Source organism: Streptomyces sp. cmx-18-6, assembly GCF_046548915.1.
Classification (GTDB): Bacteria; Actinomycetota; Actinomycetes; order Streptomycetales; family Streptomycetaceae; genus Streptomyces.
The window spans coordinates 284,111-302,615 of record NZ_JAEBEP010000011.1 but is presented as its reverse complement, the minus strand read 5'-3'; the positions used below and the strand labels follow the sequence as shown (position 1 = coordinate 302,615).

17 protein-coding genes and 1 pseudogene are annotated in these 18,505 nt (G+C 73.9%); 7 read left to right on the top strand and 11 right to left on the bottom strand.

Annotated features, from left to right (window positions below; all coding sequences use genetic code 11):
• Both ACLJPL_RS25550 and ACLJPL_RS25545 read left to right on the top strand, forming a co-directional pair.
• Window positions 1-136, top strand: a pseudogene (locus ACLJPL_RS25550) (transposase); the annotation flags it as partial.
• Between the two features lie 109 nt (window positions 137-245).
• Window positions 246-1,058 (top strand): alpha/beta fold hydrolase, encoded by an 813-nt coding sequence (locus ACLJPL_RS25545; protein WP_411083262.1) that lies wholly within the window; start codon window positions 246-248, stop codon window positions 1,056-1,058.
• A gap of 250 nt (window positions 1,059-1,308) precedes the next feature.
• Here ACLJPL_RS25545 and ACLJPL_RS25540 read toward each other — a convergent pair whose 3' ends face one another.
• Window positions 1,309-1,773: a hypothetical protein gene (locus tag ACLJPL_RS25540; RefSeq protein WP_411083261.1), complete on the bottom strand. Its 465-nt coding sequence runs from the start codon at window positions 1,771-1,773 to the stop codon at window positions 1,309-1,311.
• 212 nt (window positions 1,774-1,985) lie between these two features.
• Here ACLJPL_RS25540 and ACLJPL_RS25535 point away from each other — a divergent pair, with 212 nt between their 5' ends.
• The 4 genes from ACLJPL_RS25535 (at window position 1,986) to ACLJPL_RS25520 (ending at window position 6,390) form a co-directional block, all read left to right on the top strand.
• Complete coding sequence (locus ACLJPL_RS25535) at window positions 1,986-2,993, top strand: alpha/beta hydrolase (RefSeq protein WP_411083260.1); 1,008 nt, start codon at window positions 1,986-1,988, stop codon at window positions 2,991-2,993.
• An 85-nt stretch (window positions 2,994-3,078) separates the two neighbouring features.
• Window positions 3,079-4,251 (top strand): acyltransferase family protein, encoded by a 1,173-nt coding sequence (locus ACLJPL_RS25530; RefSeq protein ID WP_411083259.1) that lies wholly within the window; start codon window positions 3,079-3,081, stop codon window positions 4,249-4,251.
• A 109-nt stretch (window positions 4,252-4,360) separates the two neighbouring features.
• Window positions 4,361-5,719: a sensor histidine kinase gene (locus tag ACLJPL_RS25525; RefSeq protein WP_411083258.1), complete on the top strand. Its 1,359-nt coding sequence runs from the start codon at window positions 4,361-4,363 to the stop codon at window positions 5,717-5,719.
• Entirely contained in the window at window positions 5,716-6,390 is a 675-nt protein-coding gene (locus ACLJPL_RS25520; protein ID WP_411083257.1) for a response regulator, read from the top strand. The genes ACLJPL_RS25525 and ACLJPL_RS25520 overlap by 4 nt, the downstream gene beginning before the upstream one ends.
• Before the next feature lie 79 nt (window positions 6,391-6,469).
• Here the strand turns inward: ACLJPL_RS25520 and ACLJPL_RS25515 are convergent, their stop codons facing one another.
• The 4 genes from ACLJPL_RS25515 to ACLJPL_RS25500 all read right to left on the bottom strand — a co-directional run bounded on the left by ACLJPL_RS25515 (window position 6,470) and on the right by ACLJPL_RS25500 (window position 11,478).
• A complete protein-coding gene (locus ACLJPL_RS25515; protein WP_411083276.1) occupies window positions 6,470-7,351 on the bottom strand; it encodes an SDR family oxidoreductase in 882 nt (293 codons plus the stop codon).
• A gap of 387 nt (window positions 7,352-7,738) precedes the next feature.
• Entirely contained in the window at window positions 7,739-9,268 is a 1,530-nt protein-coding gene (locus ACLJPL_RS25510) for a choice-of-anchor A family protein (RefSeq protein ID WP_411083256.1), read from the bottom strand.
• Between the two features lie 163 nt (window positions 9,269-9,431).
• Window positions 9,432-10,448 carry an NAD-dependent epimerase/dehydratase family protein gene (locus ACLJPL_RS25505; protein WP_411083255.1) on the bottom strand — a complete coding sequence of 339 codons (1,017 nt, stop codon included), beginning with the start codon at window positions 10,446-10,448 and terminating at the stop codon, window positions 9,432-9,434.
• A gap of 76 nt (window positions 10,449-10,524) precedes the next feature.
• Window positions 10,525-11,478, bottom strand: coding sequence for a LysR substrate-binding domain-containing protein (locus ACLJPL_RS25500; protein ID WP_411083254.1), 954 nt, complete (start codon window positions 11,476-11,478; stop codon window positions 10,525-10,527).
• Between the two features lie 417 nt (window positions 11,479-11,895).
• Between ACLJPL_RS25500 and snpA the strand changes: the two genes are divergently transcribed.
• The gene (gene snpA / locus ACLJPL_RS25495; RefSeq protein WP_411083253.1) at window positions 11,896-12,552 is read left to right on the top strand and encodes a snapalysin; all 657 of its coding nucleotides are present in this window, start codon (window positions 11,896-11,898) and stop codon (window positions 12,550-12,552) included.
• 284 nt (window positions 12,553-12,836) lie between these two features.
• Here snpA and ACLJPL_RS25490 read toward each other — a convergent pair whose 3' ends face one another.
• The 6 genes from ACLJPL_RS25490 to ACLJPL_RS25465 all read right to left on the bottom strand — a co-directional run bounded on the left by ACLJPL_RS25490 (window position 12,837) and on the right by ACLJPL_RS25465 (window position 18,421).
• Complete coding sequence (locus ACLJPL_RS25490; protein WP_411083252.1) at window positions 12,837-13,193, bottom strand: GntR family transcriptional regulator; 357 nt, start codon at window positions 13,191-13,193, stop codon at window positions 12,837-12,839.
• Window positions 13,194-13,195: 2 nt separating this feature from the next.
• Window positions 13,196-14,167, bottom strand: coding sequence for a DUF1648 domain-containing protein (locus ACLJPL_RS25485; RefSeq protein ID WP_411083251.1), 972 nt, complete (start codon window positions 14,165-14,167; stop codon window positions 13,196-13,198).
• Between the two features lie 203 nt (window positions 14,168-14,370).
• Complete coding sequence (locus tag ACLJPL_RS25480; RefSeq protein WP_411083250.1) at window positions 14,371-15,039, bottom strand: DUF6304 family protein; 669 nt, start codon at window positions 15,037-15,039, stop codon at window positions 14,371-14,373.
• A gap of 132 nt (window positions 15,040-15,171) precedes the next feature.
• The gene (locus ACLJPL_RS25475) at window positions 15,172-15,768 is read right to left on the bottom strand and encodes a GNAT family N-acetyltransferase (protein WP_411083249.1); all 597 of its coding nucleotides are present in this window, start codon (window positions 15,766-15,768) and stop codon (window positions 15,172-15,174) included.
• A 108-nt stretch (window positions 15,769-15,876) separates the two neighbouring features.
• Window positions 15,877-16,920, bottom strand: a complete 1,044-nt coding sequence (locus tag ACLJPL_RS25470; RefSeq protein WP_411083248.1) for a family 2 encapsulin nanocompartment cargo protein polyprenyl transferase — start codon at window positions 16,918-16,920, stop codon at window positions 15,877-15,879.
• Between the two features lie 94 nt (window positions 16,921-17,014).
• Complete coding sequence (locus ACLJPL_RS25465) at window positions 17,015-18,421, bottom strand: family 2B encapsulin nanocompartment shell protein (protein WP_411083247.1); 1,407 nt, start codon at window positions 18,419-18,421, stop codon at window positions 17,015-17,017.
• Window positions 18,422-18,505 lie beyond the last annotated feature (84 nt).

The following is an 18,505-nucleotide window of genomic DNA, read 5'->3' as shown; positions in this document are numbered from 1 at the left end:
ACCGAGTCCGGTCGACCGCGCCCGATCCGGATCGAAACACCACCTGATCACGGATGGCCACGGCACTCCGCTCGCCGTGATCCTCACCGGCGGCAACCGCAACGACGTCACCCAGTTGCTGCCTCTGGCCGCCGCCTCCGTCCGGCGAGCGCGTTCGGCGGTGGCTGCGCTAGCATGATGCAGTGAGACGAAACGTATCGTCTCGCCCATCCCACCTCGTCTCACTTCATGAACTGGGGTTCATCATGGAACACCACGTCCACGTCACACCCGGTGTCCGCCTGTGGGTGGAGGAGCGCGGCGCGACCGACGCCCCGGCGCTGGTGCTGGTCATGGGGGCGCAGGCGTCCGGGCTCGGATGGCCGGACGAGCTGGTGGAGCTGCTCGCCGCCCGGCACCGCGTGATCCGTTACGACCACCGTGACACCGGCCGCTCGACCTGGTCCTTCGACGAACACCCCTACCCGCTCACCGCACTCGCCGAGGACGCCGTGCGGGTGCTGGACGCCTTGGACGTCGAACGGGCGCATCTGGTGGGCATGTCACTCGGCGGCATGCTGGTACAGCTGCTCGTCGCCGACCATCCCGAGCGGGTGCTCAGCGCCACCCTGATCGGCACGGGCGCGCTCAGCTCCGTACCGTACGAGCACGGGGACGGCACCCGGTCACCGGCCGCGGCGCTCCCCGGCGTCTCCCCCGCCCTGCTGGAGTTGTGGTCCCGGTCCGTCGAGGACCACGGCCCCGAAGCGGAGTTGGAGCGGCGGGTCGTCGCGCACACTGGGCACCACCGCGTCGGCAGCGCGCACGCCCGGGCCGACAGCTCCGGCATGGACCGCACCGACGCCCTCGCGAGCACCCGGGTCCCCACCCTGGTCGTCTCCGCGCCCGCCGAACCCGTCTACCCGCCACCCCACGCGCACCACATCGCCCAGGCGATTCGCGGGGCCCGGCTCGTCGAGGTCCCCGGCATGGGCCACGCACTCCCCCGCGAGGTGCACGCCCCGCTCGCCGCCGCCATCCTGGACCACACCGGCGGGACGGGCGCGCACAGGCCCTGATGCGGGATGGGCGGCGGGCGTGTGGGCTCCGCCGGCGGTCCCGGAGCTGGCGGTCCCGAAGGGGCGCAGCAACGCCACCGGCGGTCCCGGAGGGCACGTCAGCGCCACCGGCAGTCCCGGACCCGGCAGTCCCAGACGGGCGCAGCAACGCCACCGGCGGTCCCGAAGGGCACGTCAGCGCCACCGGCAGTCCCGGACCCGGCGGTCCCAGAGGGGCGCAGCAACGCCACCGGCAGTCCCGGAGGGCACGTCAGCGCCGCCAACCGTCCCGGAGGGGCCGGATCAGCCGCTGCCCGGCGTGGTGCCGGCGGAGCCAGAAGGGCAGCCGGCGGTGGTCCACGAAGGACCAGAGGTCGTCGTCGGCCTCGTTGCCCCGGGGGAAGGCGCGCAGGAGTTCGAGGCACCGCTCGTCCACGGTCCGGTGCAGCCGGGCCACATGGGCGAGCGCCACCACGCCCTGGTGGCGGAGTCCGGGCTCCTCGGCCGCCAGGGCGCGGGCGACGCGGGGCAGGATCGCGTCCGCGTCCGGGTGGTTCAGCGCCAGGGCGATCAAGGCCACTCCGACGTGCGGTTCGCCCCGGTCGAAGGCGGAGTCGATCTCCTCGGGCCGCTCGATCCATCGCAGTGTGGAAAGGTCCTGCCAGTCCACGGAGGGCGGGGCCTCGGCGAAGCCCTTCTCATCGGGCTCGGCGGGGTCCGTGGGGTCGGGGTGCACGGCACGACCCTACTGGTCCGTTGTCCTCCCCCTGTGGAGCAGGCGAGTCCGGCGCGACGCCGCCTGCGCGGACGACCCCGTCACCCTTGAGAGCCACCCCGCAGGTCCCCTCCACAGCGTGACGTCAACTACCCCTCCCCGTCCATAACTTCTGTACCGGAAACACGCGAGGCCCCCGTCGCGAAGCCCCCGGTACGGAAGGACCCCATCCCATGGCGGACCGCCCGCGCAGACGCCGTCTGCGCCGCTCCCTGCTCGCCGCCCTCGTCACCGTCGCCGTGGCCGTGCCGGTGTCCGGCGCGGCCCGGCCCGCCGCCGTGCCCGCCCCCGTGCCGACCGCGCTCGGGCCGCTGCGGGACGCGAGCCAGGCGGCGCTCCACGAGCGGTACGCGGCGAGCCGGCAGGACATCCTGGCCGCCGGGCGCGCGGCCCTTGAGCACGGGGACCGGAAGCGAGCGGCCTCCCTGCGCCAAATGGCCTCGCCAGAACGGCAGTTCCTCGCCTTCGACGGGCGGGACGGCGGGCGGAGCGTCGAGGTCGTCGGTGATCTCTCGGCGGCCCGCCGGATCGCCGTACTGGTGCCCGGGGCGGGCGTCGGCCTCGACGCGTACGGGCGGTTGCGGCGCGGAGCGCAGGCCCTCCAGCGGGAGTTGGGGGAGGGCGGGGCGGTCGTCGTCTGGCTCGGCTACCGCACGCCCGCCACCCTGAGCCCGGCCTCGGTGACCGACGGGCGGGCCGCCGAGGCCGCGCCGGCACTCCGGATGCTGGTGGACCGGCTGAGCGCCGCCCGTCCCGGCGCCCGGATCAGCCTGCTCTGCCACTCCTACGGTTCGGTGATCTGCGCCCGGGCCGCCTCCGGGACCCCGGCGGACGCCATCGTCCTCTACGGCAGCCCCGGCACCGGCGTCGTGGATGTGGCGGCGCTGCGCACCGGCGCGCGGGTGTGGGCGGGGCGCGGCGGCGGGGACTGGATCTCGGGGGTGCCCAACGTGCGGGTGCGGCTGCCGTTCGGCGCGACGGTGGGGTTCGGGACGGACCCGGTGGCGGACCGGTTCGGCGCGGAGGTGTTCGACGCGGGCGACGGCGGCCACAGCGACTACCTGCTGCCGGGCTCCCGCTCGCTGACGAACCTGGCCCGGATCGCGTCGGGCCGCGCTCCGGTGGAAGCAGGCGGAGCCTCCGAGGTCGACCACACCCCGGTGGGGGCCTCCCGTGGCTGACGTGCGCGGAGAACTCCTCCTTCGCGACGGGCTCCCCGTACGCGAAAGGCCCCCGGCCCGGGGCGATTTCCCGGTACGTGCGGCGGTGCGCGATCTCGTCACGCGGATCGAGGCCGCCACCCCGCCCGGCCGCGACCGGGCCGTCGACGCCCTGCGGGCCCTGGCCGTCCTGGGGGTGGTGGGCGGGCACTGGCTGGTGACCGCGCTGGTCGCGGACAGCGGCACCGTACGCGGGGCGAGCCCGCTGGCGTACCTGCCGGAACTGGCCCCGGTCTCCTGGGTGTTCCAGACCCTCGCCGTGTTCTTCCTGGTGGGCGGGCAGGTGGCGGCGGGGAGTTGGGCCTCGGCGCAGGGGCGGGGCGTGCCGTACGGGCGGTGGCTGGGCGGGCGGATGGGGCGGCTGTTCCGGCCGGTGGGCGCGGTGTCGGCGGTGTGGGCTCTCGCGGCGGGTGCGATGCTCGCCTCGGGGGTCGGTGAGCCCACGGTGCTCGCGCTGGCCAAGCTGGTCTGGTCGCCGCTCTGGTTCCTGCTGGTCTTCGCCGCGCTGACCGCCCTGACCCCGCTCGTCGCGCGGCTCCACCCGCTGTGGCCGCTCGCCGTGGTGCTCCACGTCGACCTCGTACGCTTCGGACTCGGCGGTCCGGCGGAGCTCGGGTGGGTCAACGTCGTCGCGGGGTGGCTGGTGCCGTACTGCGTGGGGGCGCTGGTCGCGCGGGGCGGGCTGCGCGGGCTCAGGGGCGGCTGGGCGCTGCTGGCCGGCGGGGCGACGGCGGCCGGGGCGCTCGTGCTGTGGGCGGGGTACCCGGCGTCCATGGTCGGCGTGCCGGGCGGCCGGATCTCCAACCTGGACCCGCCGAGCCTCGCCGCCGTCGCCTTCGGCCTGGCGCAGTGCGGGGCGGCCCTGCTGCTGCTCGGGCCCCTGCGCCGGGCGCTGCGCCGGCCCGCTGTGTGGGCGGTGGTGGCGCTGGTGAACCTGTCGGCGATGACCGTCTTCCTCTGGCACCAGACGGCGATGATCATCGTGACGATGAGCGCGCTGCTGCTCGCGGGCGGGCCGCTGCCGGGGCTGCACGCTGTGCCCGACGACGCCGGCTGGGTGCTCGCCCGGCTGCTCTGGCTGCCGGTGTTCGCCCTGGCCCTGCTGGTGTGCTGGGCGGCGTTCCGGGGCTGTGAACAGGGCGGACGGAGAGAAGGCCGGCGCTCCGACGTCGTACGGACATCGTCCCCCGAGCGGAAGCGGGAGGTGCGTCGTGCCTAGTCTGAGCGCGGGTGAGGCCGAGGGGGCGGTGGGGGGCGTGAAGGGTTCCGGGGGCGTGAAGAGTTCGGGGGACGCAAAAAGTTCGAGGGACGTGAAGGGTTCGACGGGCGTGAAGGGTTCGAGGGACGTGAAGGGTTCCGGGGGCGCGCGGGTGCGGGCCGTGGTGCGCCGCGCGCCGCGCGCCCTGTACGCGGACCTGTGGGCGAGGCCCGCCGACCGGGTGCCGCGCATGGGGGAGGCCGACGCTCCGGCGTGGCGGCCGACGTTGGTCATGCTGATGATCTTCGCGGCGGCCTGCTTCGCGGTGCCGCGCACCAACGAACTGGTCCCGCACCCGGCCGGAGGGATCGGTGGATGGGCGGTGGCGGCGGCCCTGGCCCAGTCGGCGGTGCTGGTGGCCGGGATGTTCCGCCCGGTGGGGGCGTGGTGGGCGGCGACGGCGCTGTCGGTGGTCACGGTTGCGGTCACCGAGTCCACGATGAGCCCGGACCGGCTGTTCCCCTGGAGCATCATGGGCATGGTGTTCCAGGGCGGTGCGCTGTTCCTGCTGGCGCTGCGCGTCACCCTGCGCCGCGCGGTGGGAGCGCTGGCCATCACCCTGCTGGCGGGCGTGGCCCTCACCCTGCACACCACCCAGCGGCACAACCTCGACCTCGACCGCTCCGCACCCGTCTTCGTCATCGCCCTGGTCCTCGGCGTCGCACTCCGCAGCGTCCGGCTGGCCCGCAAGGACCTTGTCGTCCAGGTGGAGTTGACCGCCGACGAACGGGCGCGGCGCACCTTGCTGGAGGAACGCCACCGCATCGCCCGCGAGCTGCACGACGTGGTGGCCCACCACATGTCGGTGATCTCCATCCAGGCCCAGGTGGCCCCGCACCTGGTGGAGGACCCCTCCGACGAGCTCAAGGAGAACCTCGCCGGCATCCGCGAGAACGCCCTCGAAGCGCTCACCGAACTCCGCAGGGTCCTGGGCGTCCTGCGCTCGGAGGACGCGCCCGCGCAGAGCACCCGGCACACCCCGCAGCCCACCCTTGACCGGCTCGACGGCCTCGTCGCCACCGTGCGGCTCGCCGGTCTCCCCGTCACCCTCGCCACCACCGGCGAACCGCGCCCGCTGCCGCCGGGCGTCGAGTTGTCGGCGTACCGCATCGTGCAGGAGGCGCTGAGCAACGTCATGCGGCACGCCCCCGGGGCGAGCGCCCGGGTGGAGGTCGCCCACCGGGCCGCCGGGCTGACCCTCCGCGTCGCCAACACCCGGCCGGACCGCCCCGCCGCCCCCTCCCCCGGTGTCCGCCACGGTCTGCTCGGGATGCGCGAACGCACCGCGATGCTCGGCGGCGACCTGGCCACCGGCCCTACTCCGGAAGGGGGTTGGGAAGTCACGGCGATCCTGCCCGTCGGCTCTGCGGGCGCCGCCCCCACCACAGACATCTCCACCGCCCCCGCCACGACCGAGGACGCCCCATGACCCCGCCCATCCGCGCCGTGATCGCCGACGATCAGATGATGGTCCGCCAGGGCTTCACGGTCCTGTTGAACGCCGAGCCGGACATCGAGGTCGTCGGGCAGGCCGTCAACGGACTCGACGCGGTCGCCCAGGCCGGCGAACTCGCCCCGGACGTCGTCCTGATGGACATCCGGATGCCGGAGCTGGGCGGCATCGAGGCGACCCGGCGGATCACCGCGCGCGAGGGTTCCACGGTGAAGGTGCTCGTGCTCACCACCTTCGACCTCGACGAGTACGTGTACGAGGCGCTGCGCGCGGGCGCGTCCGGCTTCCTGCTGAAGGACGCCTCCGCCGACGAACTCGCCCACGCCGTACGGGTGGTGGCGGCGGGCGACGCACTGCTGTCCCCCAACATCACCAAGCGGCTGATCATGGAGTTCTCCCGGACGGCCGGGGCCCCGCGCCCCCCGCTCAAGGAACGGGTCGGGGACCTGACCGAACGGGAGACGGAGGTGCTGTCCCTGATCGCGGGCGGCCTGTCCAACGCGGAGATCGCCGGGCGGCTGGTCGTGGCGGAGCAGACGGTGAAGACCCATGTGAGCCGGATCCTGGTCAAGTTGGGCGTACGCGACCGGACCCAGGCCGCCGTGTTCGCGTACGAGTCGGGGCTCGTGCGCCCGGCCGGCCTCTGACCGCAAGGCGGCCGGGCGGGCGGGCCCCAGGAGGATTCCGGGCAGGAGGTCTCCGGGAGGTCTCCGGCAGGTCTCCGGCTCAGGCCCCGGGCAGCAAGTGGCGGTAGCTGTCCGGGTTTTCCGCGAGGTAGTCGGCGAAGCTCTTCGCCGGGTGACCGGTGAGGGTGGGTACCGCGTCCGACACGGCGGCCAGTTCGCCGGCCGCGATCGCCTCGTACGAGGTGACCCAGCCGGCCACCTCCCACTCCTCGGCCCCGTACCCGGCGCGCGAGGCGTAAGCCTCCTCCCGGGACTCGGGGACGTAGCGGATGGAGCGTCCGGTGACCCGGCTCAGCTCCTCGGCGGCCTCGGCCAGGGTGAACGCCTCGGGCCCGGTGAGGTCGTAGCCCCGGTCGTCGTGGGCGGCGGTGTCGTCCAGCAGTACGGCGGTCGCCGCGTCCGCGATGTCCTCATGGGCGACGGCGGCCACCCTGCCGTCGCCCGCCGGGCCGCGCAGCACGCCGTCCGCGCCGGTCATCGCGGGCAGCCCCGCCAGGTACCAGTTGTCCCGCAGGAACGTGTGGCGCACGTCCGCCGTGCGGATATGGGCCTCGGTGTGCCAGTGGTCGCGGGCGAAGGTGAACGTGGCGTCGGGCGCCGCGCCCTGGAAGGACACGTACACGATCCGCTCCACGCCCACCGCCACGGCCGCGTCCACCGCCGTGACGTGCTCGCGCACCCGGTCGGGGCTCTCGTGCGCGGAGACCAGGAACAGGGTGTGCGCCCCGTCCAGGGCCCGGCGCATCGCCTCGGCGTCGCCGTAGGGGGCGGCGGGCGCGCGGTCGGCGCCGGGCAGGTCGGGGAGGCGGGCCGGGTCGCGGCCGAGGAGGCGTACGGGCACGCCGGCACGGGCGAGCCGCTCGGCGACCCGGCCGCCGACCGCTCCGCTCGCTCCGGTCACGGCGGTGAGGGGGCCGGTCAGGGGGGCGGTCACTGGGGTTCGTCTGCCTCTCGTCGTTCGCTCGTCGTTCGCTCGTCGTTCGGGGTGCTCCGGTCGCGCTCGGTGCTCTTCTCTCCGGCCCCAGGACCCCGCGCCTCAAACGCCCGGGGCTGGATATGGAGGCCGGGCCGATCAAGCCCCTCCGGCGATTGAGGAGCGGGGGTACGGGGCGGAGCCCCTGTCCGCCGGTGCGGCTGAGCCCTGGGCCCGGGCCCGCCTCAAACGCCGGCGGGGCTGGAGCGCGGGCGGCCGCGCCTGTGCGAACCGCTCCCGGCGGGAGCGGTTCGCACAGGGCCGTACGGGCAGGCGCGGCAGCGGACGCCGCGGGCACTGCGGGCACTGCGGGCACTGCGGGCACTGCGGGCACTGCTAGAAGGTGCGGCGGCGGGCCCTGCGCGTGACGAAGAGGACGGTTCCGCCGGCGGCCACCAGCGCTGCCGCGATGGACCCGATGATCCACTCACCGCCCCGGGAGCCGGTGTCGGGCAGTTCACCCGGGTGGGACGGCGAGGGGGACGGCCTCCACGTCGGCTTGTCGGTGGGGCCGGGCGTGGGCTCGGTGGGAGTCGGGGTGGGATCGGTCGGGGTCGGCGTCGGGTCGGTGGGAGTCGGCGTCGGATCCGTCGGGGTCGGCGTCGGGTCGGTGGGAGTCGGCGTCGGATCCGTCGGGGTCGGCGTCGGGTCGGTGGGAGTCGGCGTCGGATCCGTCGGGGTGGGCGTCGGGTCGGTCGGCGTCGGGGTCGGATCCGTAGGCGTCGGCGTGGGATCGGTCGGCGTCGGGGTCGGATCCGTGGGCGTAGGCGTCGGGTCGGTCGGCGTGGGCGTGGGATCGGTCGGCGTGGGCGTCGGATCCGTAGGCGTCGGCGTGGGCGTCGGGTCCGGTCCGCAGGTCGGCAGGTCGCCGTCGAACGGGTACGCGTGGATCTCCTGGCCGCCCGAGGCGCCGAACGAGGTGTGGGTGAGCGAACCGGCGGAGTAGAAGCGGCCGTTGGTGCCGCTCATGTTGAGCGTGGTGGTGCTGGCCGGCTGCCCGACCAGCACGCTGCCCTGGAACTGGGCCGGGCCCGTCAGCGTCAGGTCCGTCGCGTCCGGGAAGTTCCACAGCAGGCGCTCACGGAGCCCCGGGTTGGGCAGGGTCCCCATGAACGAGGCGACCGTGCGGGCGCTTCCGTAGACGTTGACCAGGACGGTCGCCCCGGCGGGAATGCCGGTGAAGGCGAACCCCGCGTTGCCGCCCGTCGAGGAGACGAGGTCCGTGTCCACGTCGAAGATCTGGATCGCCGAATCGCCGTCCCCGGCGAAGGTGATGGTGTCGCCGGTCCTCGTCCAGCTGCCGGTCGTCGCGCGGTGCTCGTCGCCCTCGTACGCGTAACACCGGCTGGCCTCGGTGAGCTGCGGGCGCAGGCCGGTGAACGGGGCGGCGGCCTCCGGGTCGAAGCGCGGTGCGTCCACCGGGTTCACCGTGCCGGTCAGGCTCGCCCCGTGGGCGACCCGGCCGGAGTTCCCGCCCTCCTCGGCGAGCAGGCGTTCGCCCGCGGCGATGGTGATGTTCCCGCCCACCGTCAGGTAGTCGGAGCCGTCCGGCGGCGGAACCCGCGAACCGACGCCCGCCACACCGACGTTGTAGATCTGCGACGCGCCGTCCCGCTTGTCCATGTCGAACCGGCCCAGGGTGACGATCTTCCCCTCGGCCTCGGCGGCGGCCTCCCGGACCAGGAAGTCCCCGCCGACGTAGATGTTGATGTTCTCGTCGAAGCCGGCGATCGGTCCGTTGTTGGGATCGTTCCACCCGGCCGGGCACCCGCTTCCGAGGCAGGGGCCGAGTCCGCCCGGCAGCGGATCGGCGGCGGCGGCCGGGGCCAGCACGGCCACCATCGCCGCGGCCGTGGCCACTGTCACTGCTGCCCGGATTGCGTTGCCGCGCCTGCGCGCCTGTTGTTCCATGCCGCGCAATATGCATCTTTAATGCCTAGTCATTTAGTATGACACGCCGGATTTGCCCCTATGTGTCGACCTATAGGCGGGTGTGCAGGCGCATGCGAAGGAGGGTCCACGGGCGCGTTCACCGAGCCAGCAGCTTCTCCTCCAGCCGGGGATCGAGACCCACGGCCGGCCGGTCCGGTCGCTGGGGTGCGACGCCGCCCCGCTCGCCCAGCCAGGCCCAGGTGTCCGCGACGGTCTCGCCGACCGGGCGGCAGCGCAGCCCTGCCGCATGGGCCTTGGCATGGCCGCCCCGGTGCAGGGTGTCGTGCAGCTCACCCTCCGGCAGCCAGATCGGCAGGTCGCTCCAGGGTTCGACCCCGGCGGCCAGCAGGACGTCCGGGTCCGTCCAGCGCAGCTCGGCGTCGGAGCCGGTGACCCGGACGCAGGCGTCGAGCAGCTCGCCCATGGTGGCGTGGCCGGAGCGGCTGACCGTGTTGTACGCACCGTGGAGCCCGGCCGCCGCGGCGTCCAGGAGCCAGGCCGCCAGGTCGCGGGCGTCGATGTACTGGAGCTGCGCGGTACGCGGGCCGGGGGCGATCACCGGGCCGCCGCGGGCGATCCGCGACAGCCACCAGGGCAGCCGGCCGATGTTCTCCCCGGGTCCGATGATCAGCCCCGCCCGCGCCAGCAGGGCCCGGTCACCGAAGGCGTCGAGCGCGGCCAGCTCGCCGCCGCGCTTGGCGCGGTCGTACGGTACGTCCCCGGCCTCACCGGCCCGTTCGCCCTCGTCGGGCGATGCCCCGGCCACCAGCGGTCCGTCCTCGTCCAGCCCGGCGGGGGCCGGATAGGCGTAGACGGAACGGCTGGAGACGTACGTGTAGTGGCCCGCCCGGCCCGCCAGCAGCCGGGCGGCGTCCCGTACGGCGGTGGGCGCCCCGCTCCAGGTGTCGACGACCAGGTCCCAGTCGCCCCCGTGCGCCGCCAGCGCCGCGAGGCCCGCCGCGCCGCCCGTGCGGTCCCCGGTCAGTGCGCGCACGCCCGGCGGCGGCGCGTGGTGGCCCCGGTGGAAGACGGTGACCTGCCAGTCACGCGTCAGCGCCGCATCGGTGACGGCCCGTCCGACGAACTCCGTACCGCCCAGCATCAGTAGCTTCATGCCCCGAGCCTGCCCGCCCCGGCCGCCCCGGGGAACACCAGCACGCTGTCAGCAGAACGGGGAACTCGCAGAGCCCTCAGGGCGTGCGGGTGAGCGGGCTGCGGTGGCGGAGCAGCCACTCGTAGTAGCCGCTGGAGCGCCGGGCCGCCTCCCGGTAGGCCGCCTCCAGCTCCGCGTACACCACCGAGGCGTCCGTGCCCGGCCGGGAGACCAGGAGCAGCCGCACGGCCAGCGGGTCGCCCAGCAGCGGGCGGATCGCCATGTCGTCGCGCGGCCCGGAAGTGGGCTGGCAGGGGGCGACGGCCTCGCCCAGCACGACGAGGGAGGCGGCGGTGAGGTAGTCGCCGTGCAGGACCGGCGGGTTCAGCCCGGCGGCCCCGAGCACCCGGCGCACCCCGTCCCACTCGCCGTCCACCGTCGGATCGACCATCCACCGGTCCCCGGCCAGCTCCCCGAGCTCCACCACCCGGCGGCGGGCGGCGGGGTGGTCCCGGGACAGGGAGATGAACTGCGGTTCGCGGTCCAGGAGTACGCGTTGTTCCAGCCCGTCCGGGAGGGCGAGCGGACAGCCCTCCACCTCGTGCACGAAGGCGACGTCCAGCCGGCCCGCCGCGACGGAGCCGAGGAGAGCGCGGGCCGAGACGTCGACCCGCAGGGAGATCTCCGTACCGGGCAGGGCGACCCGCAGCCGCCGCAGCCAGCCGCCGATGACCCGGCTCGCGGTGGAGCCGATGCGCAGCCGCGCCCCACGGGACCGGGTGGCGTCGGCCTCCGCCAGGGCGTGGGTGACCAGGGCGCTCATCCCGTCGACGAGCGGCCGGGCCCGGCTGAGGACGGCGCTGCCCAGCGGGGTCGGGCGGCAGCCGGTGCGTTCGCGGCGGAACAGCTCCGCGCCGAGCGAGTTCTCGATCCGCCGCAACTGGGTGGTCAGGGAGGGCTGGCTCACGCCGAGCCGGCGGGCCGCCTGGTGCAGACTGCCCGCGTCGGCGATGGCGCACAGCGCCCTGAGGTGCCTCACCTCAAGCTCCATGGAGCGGAGACTACGACCGCCCGGGCCCCCGCACCAGCGGCCTCAACCCCATCAAAGGGCGTTAATTCAGGGAGTGTTGGGCGCGGCGACACCGAGCGATGGCAGAGTGGCGCGGCGCGGCGGGCGGGTGACGCGGTGCGGTGGACGGGGCGGCACGGCGTGACAGTCGGGCGACACGGCGCGGCGCGGTGGACGGGTGACGCGGCGCTGCGGGCGGGGCCGCGCGGCACGACAGGCGGGCGACGCGGCGCGGCGCGGCGGGCGGCGGACGCGGGGATAGGGCGGTGCTATCACCGGTTGGCATCATCCCCGGCGGCCGTCCGAGCCCCCACACTCTCTCCGTACCGCCCCCCACGCCTGTCCGTTCACCGGACGCCCCCACGGCGTGGGTTCATCGGACAGTAGGAGAAATCCCCCATGAGACACCTCAGGACCGCCATCGCCTCCGCCATCGCCGGTCTCGGCCTCGTCGCCGCGCTGGGCACGGCTCCCGCGGTCTCCGCCGCTCCCGCACCTGACGTCTCCACCCCCGCCACCATCGCCGCGTACAACGGTTCGGGCGAGAACGCCGCCGCCAACCGGGCCTTCTTCGACGCGGTCGTGAAATCCGTCGCCGAGAAGCGGGCCGCCGACCCGGGCGCCCAGGTCGTCACCGTCACCTACAGTGCGGCCTCCGCGCCGAGCTTCCGCACCCAGATAGCCAACAGCACCCGGATCTGGAACAGCTCGGTCAGCAACGTCCGCCTCCAGGAAGGCTCCCGGGCCGACTTCACCTACCGCGAGGGCAACGACCCGCGCGGTTCGTACGCCTCCACCAACGGCCACGGCCGGGGCTTCATCTTCCTGGACTACCGGCAGAACCAGCAGTACAACTCGACCCGCGTCACCACCCACGAGACCGGGCACGTGCTCGGCCTGCCGGACACCTACTCCGGTCCGTGCAGCCAGCTGATGTCCGGCGGCGGCCCCGGCCCGTCGTGCACCAACGCCCAGCCGGACGCCAACGAGCGGGCCCGGGTGAACTACCTCTGGCAGAACGGCTTCGCCGCCGCACTGGCGCGTACGGCCTCCTGACCCGTACCGCCGCCTCACCCCGGCGGGACCGACCGCACCACCCACCCGCATGAGCGAAGGGCCGTTCCGGACGCGGAACGGCCCTTCGTGCTGCCGACCTGTCCGGTACGCGGGTGGGGCGTCCGCCGACTTCTGCGTACGCGGGCGGGGTCAGCCGCCGCTTTCTCGCCGTACGCCGGCAGGGTCAGCCGCCGAATTCTCCCGTACGCGGGCGGGGTCAGCCGCCGCCTTCTCCCCGTACGTCGGCGGGGTCAGCCGCCGAATTCTCCCGTACGCCGGTGGCGTCAGCCGCCCAGTTCGGCGCGGACCAGCGTCAGCAGCTCCTCCTCCGTCATGCCCAGCTCCCGGGCGTCCACGACGACTTCGCGGACGCGTTCCAGCAACTGGGCGCGGCGCGGGGAGGCCCCTTCGGTGACCACCGCACCACGGCCGCGGCGCAGCTCGATCAGCCCCTCCTCGCGGAGCCGCTGGTAGCCGCGCAGCACTGTGTGGACGTTCACTCCGAGGGATTCGGCGAGCACCCGGGCGGCTGGCAGACGCTCGCCCGGGGCCACCGCGCCCTCGGCGACCGCGCGGCGGACCGAGGCCGCGATCTGGTCGCCGAGCGGCACGGTGGAGGTGGGATCGACGCGGAAGAGCACGGTCAGCGCCCCACCCGGCGACGGTCGACGAGGGTGTTGAGCAGGGCCGCGCCGGTCGCGGAGTCCTCGACGGTGACGATGAAGTCGCGTCCGTTCGTCCGCCGGGCGACGATGGCCTCGCCCGAGCGGACGATGAAGCCGCTGCGGCCGGGGCGGATGCGGTAGCCCCAGCCGCCGAACTCCGCGACCGCGTTGACCTCGCGGCTGTCCGCCGCCTCGATCCGCTCCAGCGGCACCTGGACCCGGGGCCAGGGCAGCAGGCCGGACACGGTGAGGCCGCGCCGGTCCACGGTGACGTGGGGGCGGGAGAAGGTGACCGCCAGCAGGGCGAACAGGAACAGCGGCGTCGCCGAGTACCAGCCCACCGCGTAGGCGAGCCCCCCGGCCGAGGCCAGCAACAGCAGCGAGCTCAGCGGCAGCCACCAGGCGCCGGTGGTGCGGGCCCAGCCGGCCACCTCGCCGTCCGCAAGGGCGATCCGCCCGCCTTCGCCGGGGGTCTTTCCGGCGTCGGGGTCCTCGGGTCCGGGGATCAGGCGGGCCGTCAGCAGGCCCAACGCCCCGGCGAGGACAGCGGATCCGAGGGCCACGGCGAGGTGCCAGGCCGGGAAGCGGGCGGCGGAGCCGCCTTCGGTGGCGTCGACGTTGACGAACAGGACGGCGGCCATCAGATACCCGAGGAAGGCGGCGAAGCCCCAGCCTCCGGCGATGAGCAGGCGGTGAGCACGTCCGTAGAACTTTCCGTTGACCGCCATGAGGACCCACATCGCGCCGAGCAGAAGCAGCATCGGGGCGACGGAGAGGACGAAGACGGCCCGGTCCACCTGGCCGTCGACTTCTCCGGCGGCGTTGAAGTGGCTGGCCAGGCGGTTGGGCAGGCGGTCCTTGAGGGCGACGAAGACGATCAGGTCGACGAGGAGTGCGAGGACAAAGGGCAGGGCGGCGAGCGTGGCGCGGCCAAGGTTCTTGCGTGTCATGAAAACCTCCGTTGTTCGCATGCTAGTAGAACAACTAGAAGGGACGCAACGGCTTGGCGGCGGCGCAGGGGCGCTCTCCGGGTCCGGGAACAGCTCTGCCCCGTACCTCTGTTGAGGGACGGGGCAGAGAACGGAACGGCCGGCGGAGGGCTGCCGGGCCGGAGCCTGACACGGCTCCGGCGGGGCTGCCGCCCGGAGCCGTGTCAGGCCGGTTCGAGAGGGAAGGCTCCCCGGTGGCCGGTGCCGGCCCCCTTGTCCGGGCGCACCTCGAACTCCCGGCAGCTCCAGATCTCCTGGACGAATCCGCTCCGCCGGTCCCACAGGTCCAGCACGGCGTCCTCGCCCTCCGCGTCCCGGTAGGCGTCCTTGGCGCCCCGGAAGCAGGCGAGGCCGCCGGAGAGGCCGCGGCCGGGAGCGGGGAAGTAGTCGGAGAAGGCGCAGGCGATACAGGTCTGGAGCTGGACGCCGTCCGGCAGGATGTGCTGGATCGCCGCCAGCGCGGCGGCGAAGTCGCTTTCGGCGCGGGCGGATTCGTACACCGCGCCGTCCAGATGGAGGGCGAGATAGAGGTCCGGGTCGACCCGGCGCAGCGAGAGCAGACAGTGGAGGGCGGCCTGCCGCACGGTGCCCGCGACGAGGACGGGCAGCGGGAGGTCCCATTCCAGTACGCAGTCGGTGAGCGCCCCGTCCGCCAGGGCGAACATCCCGCTCTCCGGAGGCGTTCCTGAGACCGGTACGAGGTCGTCGAAGCTCTCGCCCTCGAAGTCGACCCCCCGTATCCGGATCCGGAGCTGCTGTCCGTCCGTGGTGAGAACGACGGCGTCGGAACCGTTGCGGTCCCGGTACCAGCCGGCCCACGACTCATCTGTCATGAGCAGGGACTGTAGCCCCTGCCGGGCCCGGCCCCCGTGCCGCCCTCCCCCTCCACGGACCGATCGGCCAACGGTCGACCGCCGGCTCGGCCGCGGGTCGGCCAATGGCTCGACCGCCGGTCGACCGGCGGGTCAACTCACCTGCGGTTCGCGCCACATGGGCCACATCGACGGCCCGTCCGGCAGCTCGACGGCGCGCCCCAGGAAGTGGTAGCCGAGCCGTTCGTAGAGCGCACGGCTGCGGGCGTTGCTCGCCTCCAGATAAGCGGGTACGCCGTCGCGGTCGCAGCGCTCCAGCTCGGTCCGGATCAGCTCGGCCCCGATGCCCTCGCCCTGGCGCCGCGGCGAGACGCCGATCATGAGCAGGTAGGAGTGGGCGCGGTCGTGCGGGTGCACCTCCCCGGTCAGCCTCCCCACCAGCTCGCACCGCCCGTTGTCGGGGTCGGCGGTCTGGCGCATCAGGGCGGGCGTGGGGTCCTCCCCCTCGGGCGCGCCGGCGGGCACCGGCAGCCACAGGGCCACCGCCGCGCCGTCCTCCGCCACATCGATACGGCCTTCGGCGAGCGTGATGTCGGCGAAGACGCCGAGGAACCTGCCGTGCACCGCCCGCCGGTGCGCCTCGTCGGGGAAGACCCAGCTGCTGACCGGGTCGTGGTGGAACGCCTCCTCCAGGACCGATACGACCAGCTCCCTGTCGCCCTGGCCCGCCTGCTCCACCCGTATGCCCATGACGGCTTCCGCCCCTTCGCCCGCTGCTCACGGCGCTCGACTGTCGACTCTCAACCAACCTCCGGAATAATAGAGTTGACGCGGGGAACTCCGGCCGGGCCGGGCCGGTCAGTTGGTGCGGCGGGTGACGAATTCGGCCAGGGCCAGCAGATCACCGGCCGCGCCGGGTTCGGGGACCGCCCGGGAGAGGTGGTGGACCGCCCGGGCCATCCGGTCGGCCGCGCAGACCTGGGCCCAGTCGCGCCCGCCGGCCCGGTCCACGGCGTCGGCGGCCCGGTCCACGTCCGCGGAGGTGGTCATGGGTCCCCGGTAGAGCGCGGCGAGCTCGGCGGCGGCCGGGGTGCCGGAGGTGAGGGCCGCCACCACGGGCAGCGACTTCTTGTGGGCGGCCAGGTCGGCGCCGACCGGCTTGCCGGTGCGGGCCGGGTCCCCCCAGATGCCGATCAGGTCGTCGATGAGCTGGAACGACAGGCCCGCCTCCCGCCCGAAGCCGTCCATGGCGCGGACCGCCCGGTCCTCCGCCCCGGCGTAGAGCGCGCCGAGGGCGCAGGCGCAGCCCAGCAGGGCGCCGGTCTTGGCGGTGGCCATGGTCAGGCATTCGTCGAGGGTGACCTCGTCCGGGCCGCGCTCCTCGAAGGCGCAGTCCGCCTGCTGGCCCGCGCACAGCTCGATGACGCAGGAGGAGAGGCGTGCGGCGGCCCTCTGGGCGGCCGGGTGGGCGTCCTCGGCCAGCAGCCGCTGGGCCAGGGCGAGCAGGGCGTCGCCGGTGATGATCGCGTCCGGGACGCCGAAGACGGCCCAGGCGGTGGGCCGGTGTCTGCGGGTGGTGTCCTCGTCGATGACGTCGTCGTGGAGCAGGGTGAAGTTGTGCGCGAGCTCGACGGCGACGGCGGCGCGCACCGCCTGCTCGGGGTCGCCGCCCAGCGCGCGGGCGGCGGCCAGGACGAGCGCCGGCCGGATGGCCTTGCCCGCCTGGCCGGAGGCGGGGGTGCCGTCGGCGTTCTCCCAGCCGAAGTGGTACATCGCGATCCGGCGTATGCCACCGGGCAGCGATTCCACGGCCGATCGCAGATGCGGGTCGACGACCGCGCGGGTGCGCTCCAGCAGCACCGCGGCCTCGTGCCCTTCCGTCGCTGCGTCCGTACTGGTCATGGTCACGGTCACTCCCTGGGGCGGTGCGGTGGGGTGCGGGGCCCCGGGGGCCCGGGCGGTGTCGGCCGGCCGGGCCCCCGGGGGTGACACGGGGTCAGCGCCAGCGGCTCACTTCCACGTTCTCCAGTACGCCGAGGGCGTCCGGTACCAGGATGGCGGCGGAGTAGTACGCGGTCACCAGGTAGGAGATGATCGCTTGCTCGTCGATGCCCATGAAGCGGACCGAGAGGCTCGGCTCGATCTCGTCCGGGATGCCGGTCTGCTGGAGGCCGATGACGCCCTGTTCGGCCTCGCCGGTCCTCATGCAGATGATGGAGGTGGTGCGGGCGTCGGTGACCGGGATCTTGTTGGACGGGAAGATCGGCACGCCGCGCCAGGCCGGCACGTGGTGGCCGCCGATGTCCACGCTCTCCGGGACCAGTCCGCGCCGGTTGCACTCGCGGCCGAAGGCGGCGATGGCGCGCGGGTGGGCCAGGAAGAGCTTGGATCCGCGCCGCCGCGAGAGCAGCTCGTCCATGTCGTCGGGGCTGGGCACCCCGTCGTGCGGCTGGAGCCGCTGGCCGTAGTCGCAGTTGTTGAGGAGGCCGAACTCGCGGTTGTTGATCAGCTCGTGCTCCTGGCGCTCGCGCAGCGCCTCGACCGTGAGCCGCAACTGCTGCTCGGTCTGGTTCATCGGCTGGTTGTAGAGGTCGGCGACCCTGCTGTGCACCTTCAGCACCGTCTGCGCGACGCTCAGTTCGTACTCACGGGGTGCGGCGTCGTAGTCGACGAAGGTGTGCGGGACGACGGCCTCGCCCACATGGCCGGCGGAGAGGTCGATCGCCGCCTCGCCGTACTTGTTGGTCCGCTGGTGCGGGATGGAGAGCAGACCGGCCAGATGGGCGCGCAGCGGCTCGGCCCGCTCCGCCAGGTTGAACACGTCCGCGCGGCTGAGCGTCAGGAGCGTGCACGCGGTGACGGCCCGGGCGGTGTACTCCCAGACGGCGTCGCCGTCGACCAGGCTCTGGTCACCGAAATACGCCCCGTCCGCGAGGACTTCGAGCTCGGTCTCGTCCCCGTAGAGACCGGAGCCGACCTTCTCGACCTTGCCGTGCGCCAGCAGGAAGACCCGGTCCGCCGCGTCTCCCGAGGTGGCGAGCACCTCCCCCGCGGCCACGTCCCGCTGCTCGCACCTGCGGGCGAGCTCGGCGAGCACTTCCTCGTCGTCGAAATCACGCAGAGCGGGCAGCTCCCCCAGCTCCGCGGGGATCACGGCCACCCGGCCCCCGGTCTGGACGAAGGTCACCCGGCCGTCACCGACCGAATAGCTGAGCCGACGGTTCACCCGGTACGTACCGCCCTGTACCTGCACCCACGGCAGCATCTTCAGCAGCCACCGCGAGGTGATCTCCTGCATCTGCGGCGCGGATTTGGTGGTCGTCGCGAGGTTCCGCGCAGCTGCCGTCCCCAGACTCTGCTGCGGCGGCGCCTGCGTGTCGCGAACCTCTTCACCAACGGACATCTGACGTCCTCTCGATCATGGGCTGACCTGCTGGAGAAGCCTTTCAGCAGGAGGACGTGGCCCGCCATTACACAAAAGAGTGTG

Bases quoted from the DNA above. Each gene is read 5' to 3' on its own strand.
- ACLJPL_RS25520 (WP_411083257.1), top strand. From the start codon at position 5,716: ATGACCCCGCCCATCCGCGCCGTGATCGCCGACGATCAGATGATGGTC.
- ACLJPL_RS25500 (WP_411083254.1), bottom strand. From the start codon at position 11,478: ATGGAGCTTGAGGTGAGGCACCTCAGGGCGCTGTGCGCCATCGCCGAC.
- ACLJPL_RS25545 (WP_411083262.1), top strand. From the start codon at position 246: ATGGAACACCACGTCCACGTCACACCCGGTGTCCGCCTGTGGGTGGAG.
- ACLJPL_RS25465 (WP_411083247.1), bottom strand. From the start codon at position 18,421: ATGTCCGTTGGTGAAGAGGTTCGCGACACGCAGGCGCCGCCGCAGCAG.
- ACLJPL_RS25485 (WP_411083251.1), bottom strand. From the start codon at position 14,167: ATGACACGCAAGAACCTTGGCCGCGCCACGCTCGCCGCCCTGCCCTTT.
- ACLJPL_RS25475 (WP_411083249.1), bottom strand. From the start codon at position 15,768: ATGGGCATACGGGTGGAGCAGGCGGGCCAGGGCGACAGGGAGCTGGTC.
- ACLJPL_RS25505 (WP_411083255.1), bottom strand. From the start codon at position 10,448: ATGAAGCTACTGATGCTGGGCGGTACGGAGTTCGTCGGACGGGCCGTC.
- snpA (WP_411083253.1), top strand. From the start codon at position 11,896: ATGAGACACCTCAGGACCGCCATCGCCTCCGCCATCGCCGGTCTCGGC.
- ACLJPL_RS25535 (WP_411083260.1), top strand. From the start codon at position 1,986: ATGGCGGACCGCCCGCGCAGACGCCGTCTGCGCCGCTCCCTGCTCGCC.
- ACLJPL_RS25480 (WP_411083250.1), bottom strand. From the start codon at position 15,039: ATGACAGATGAGTCGTGGGCCGGCTGGTACCGGGACCGCAACGGTTCC.
- ACLJPL_RS25470 (WP_411083248.1), bottom strand. From the start codon at position 16,920: ATGACCAGTACGGACGCAGCGACGGAAGGGCACGAGGCCGCGGTGCTG.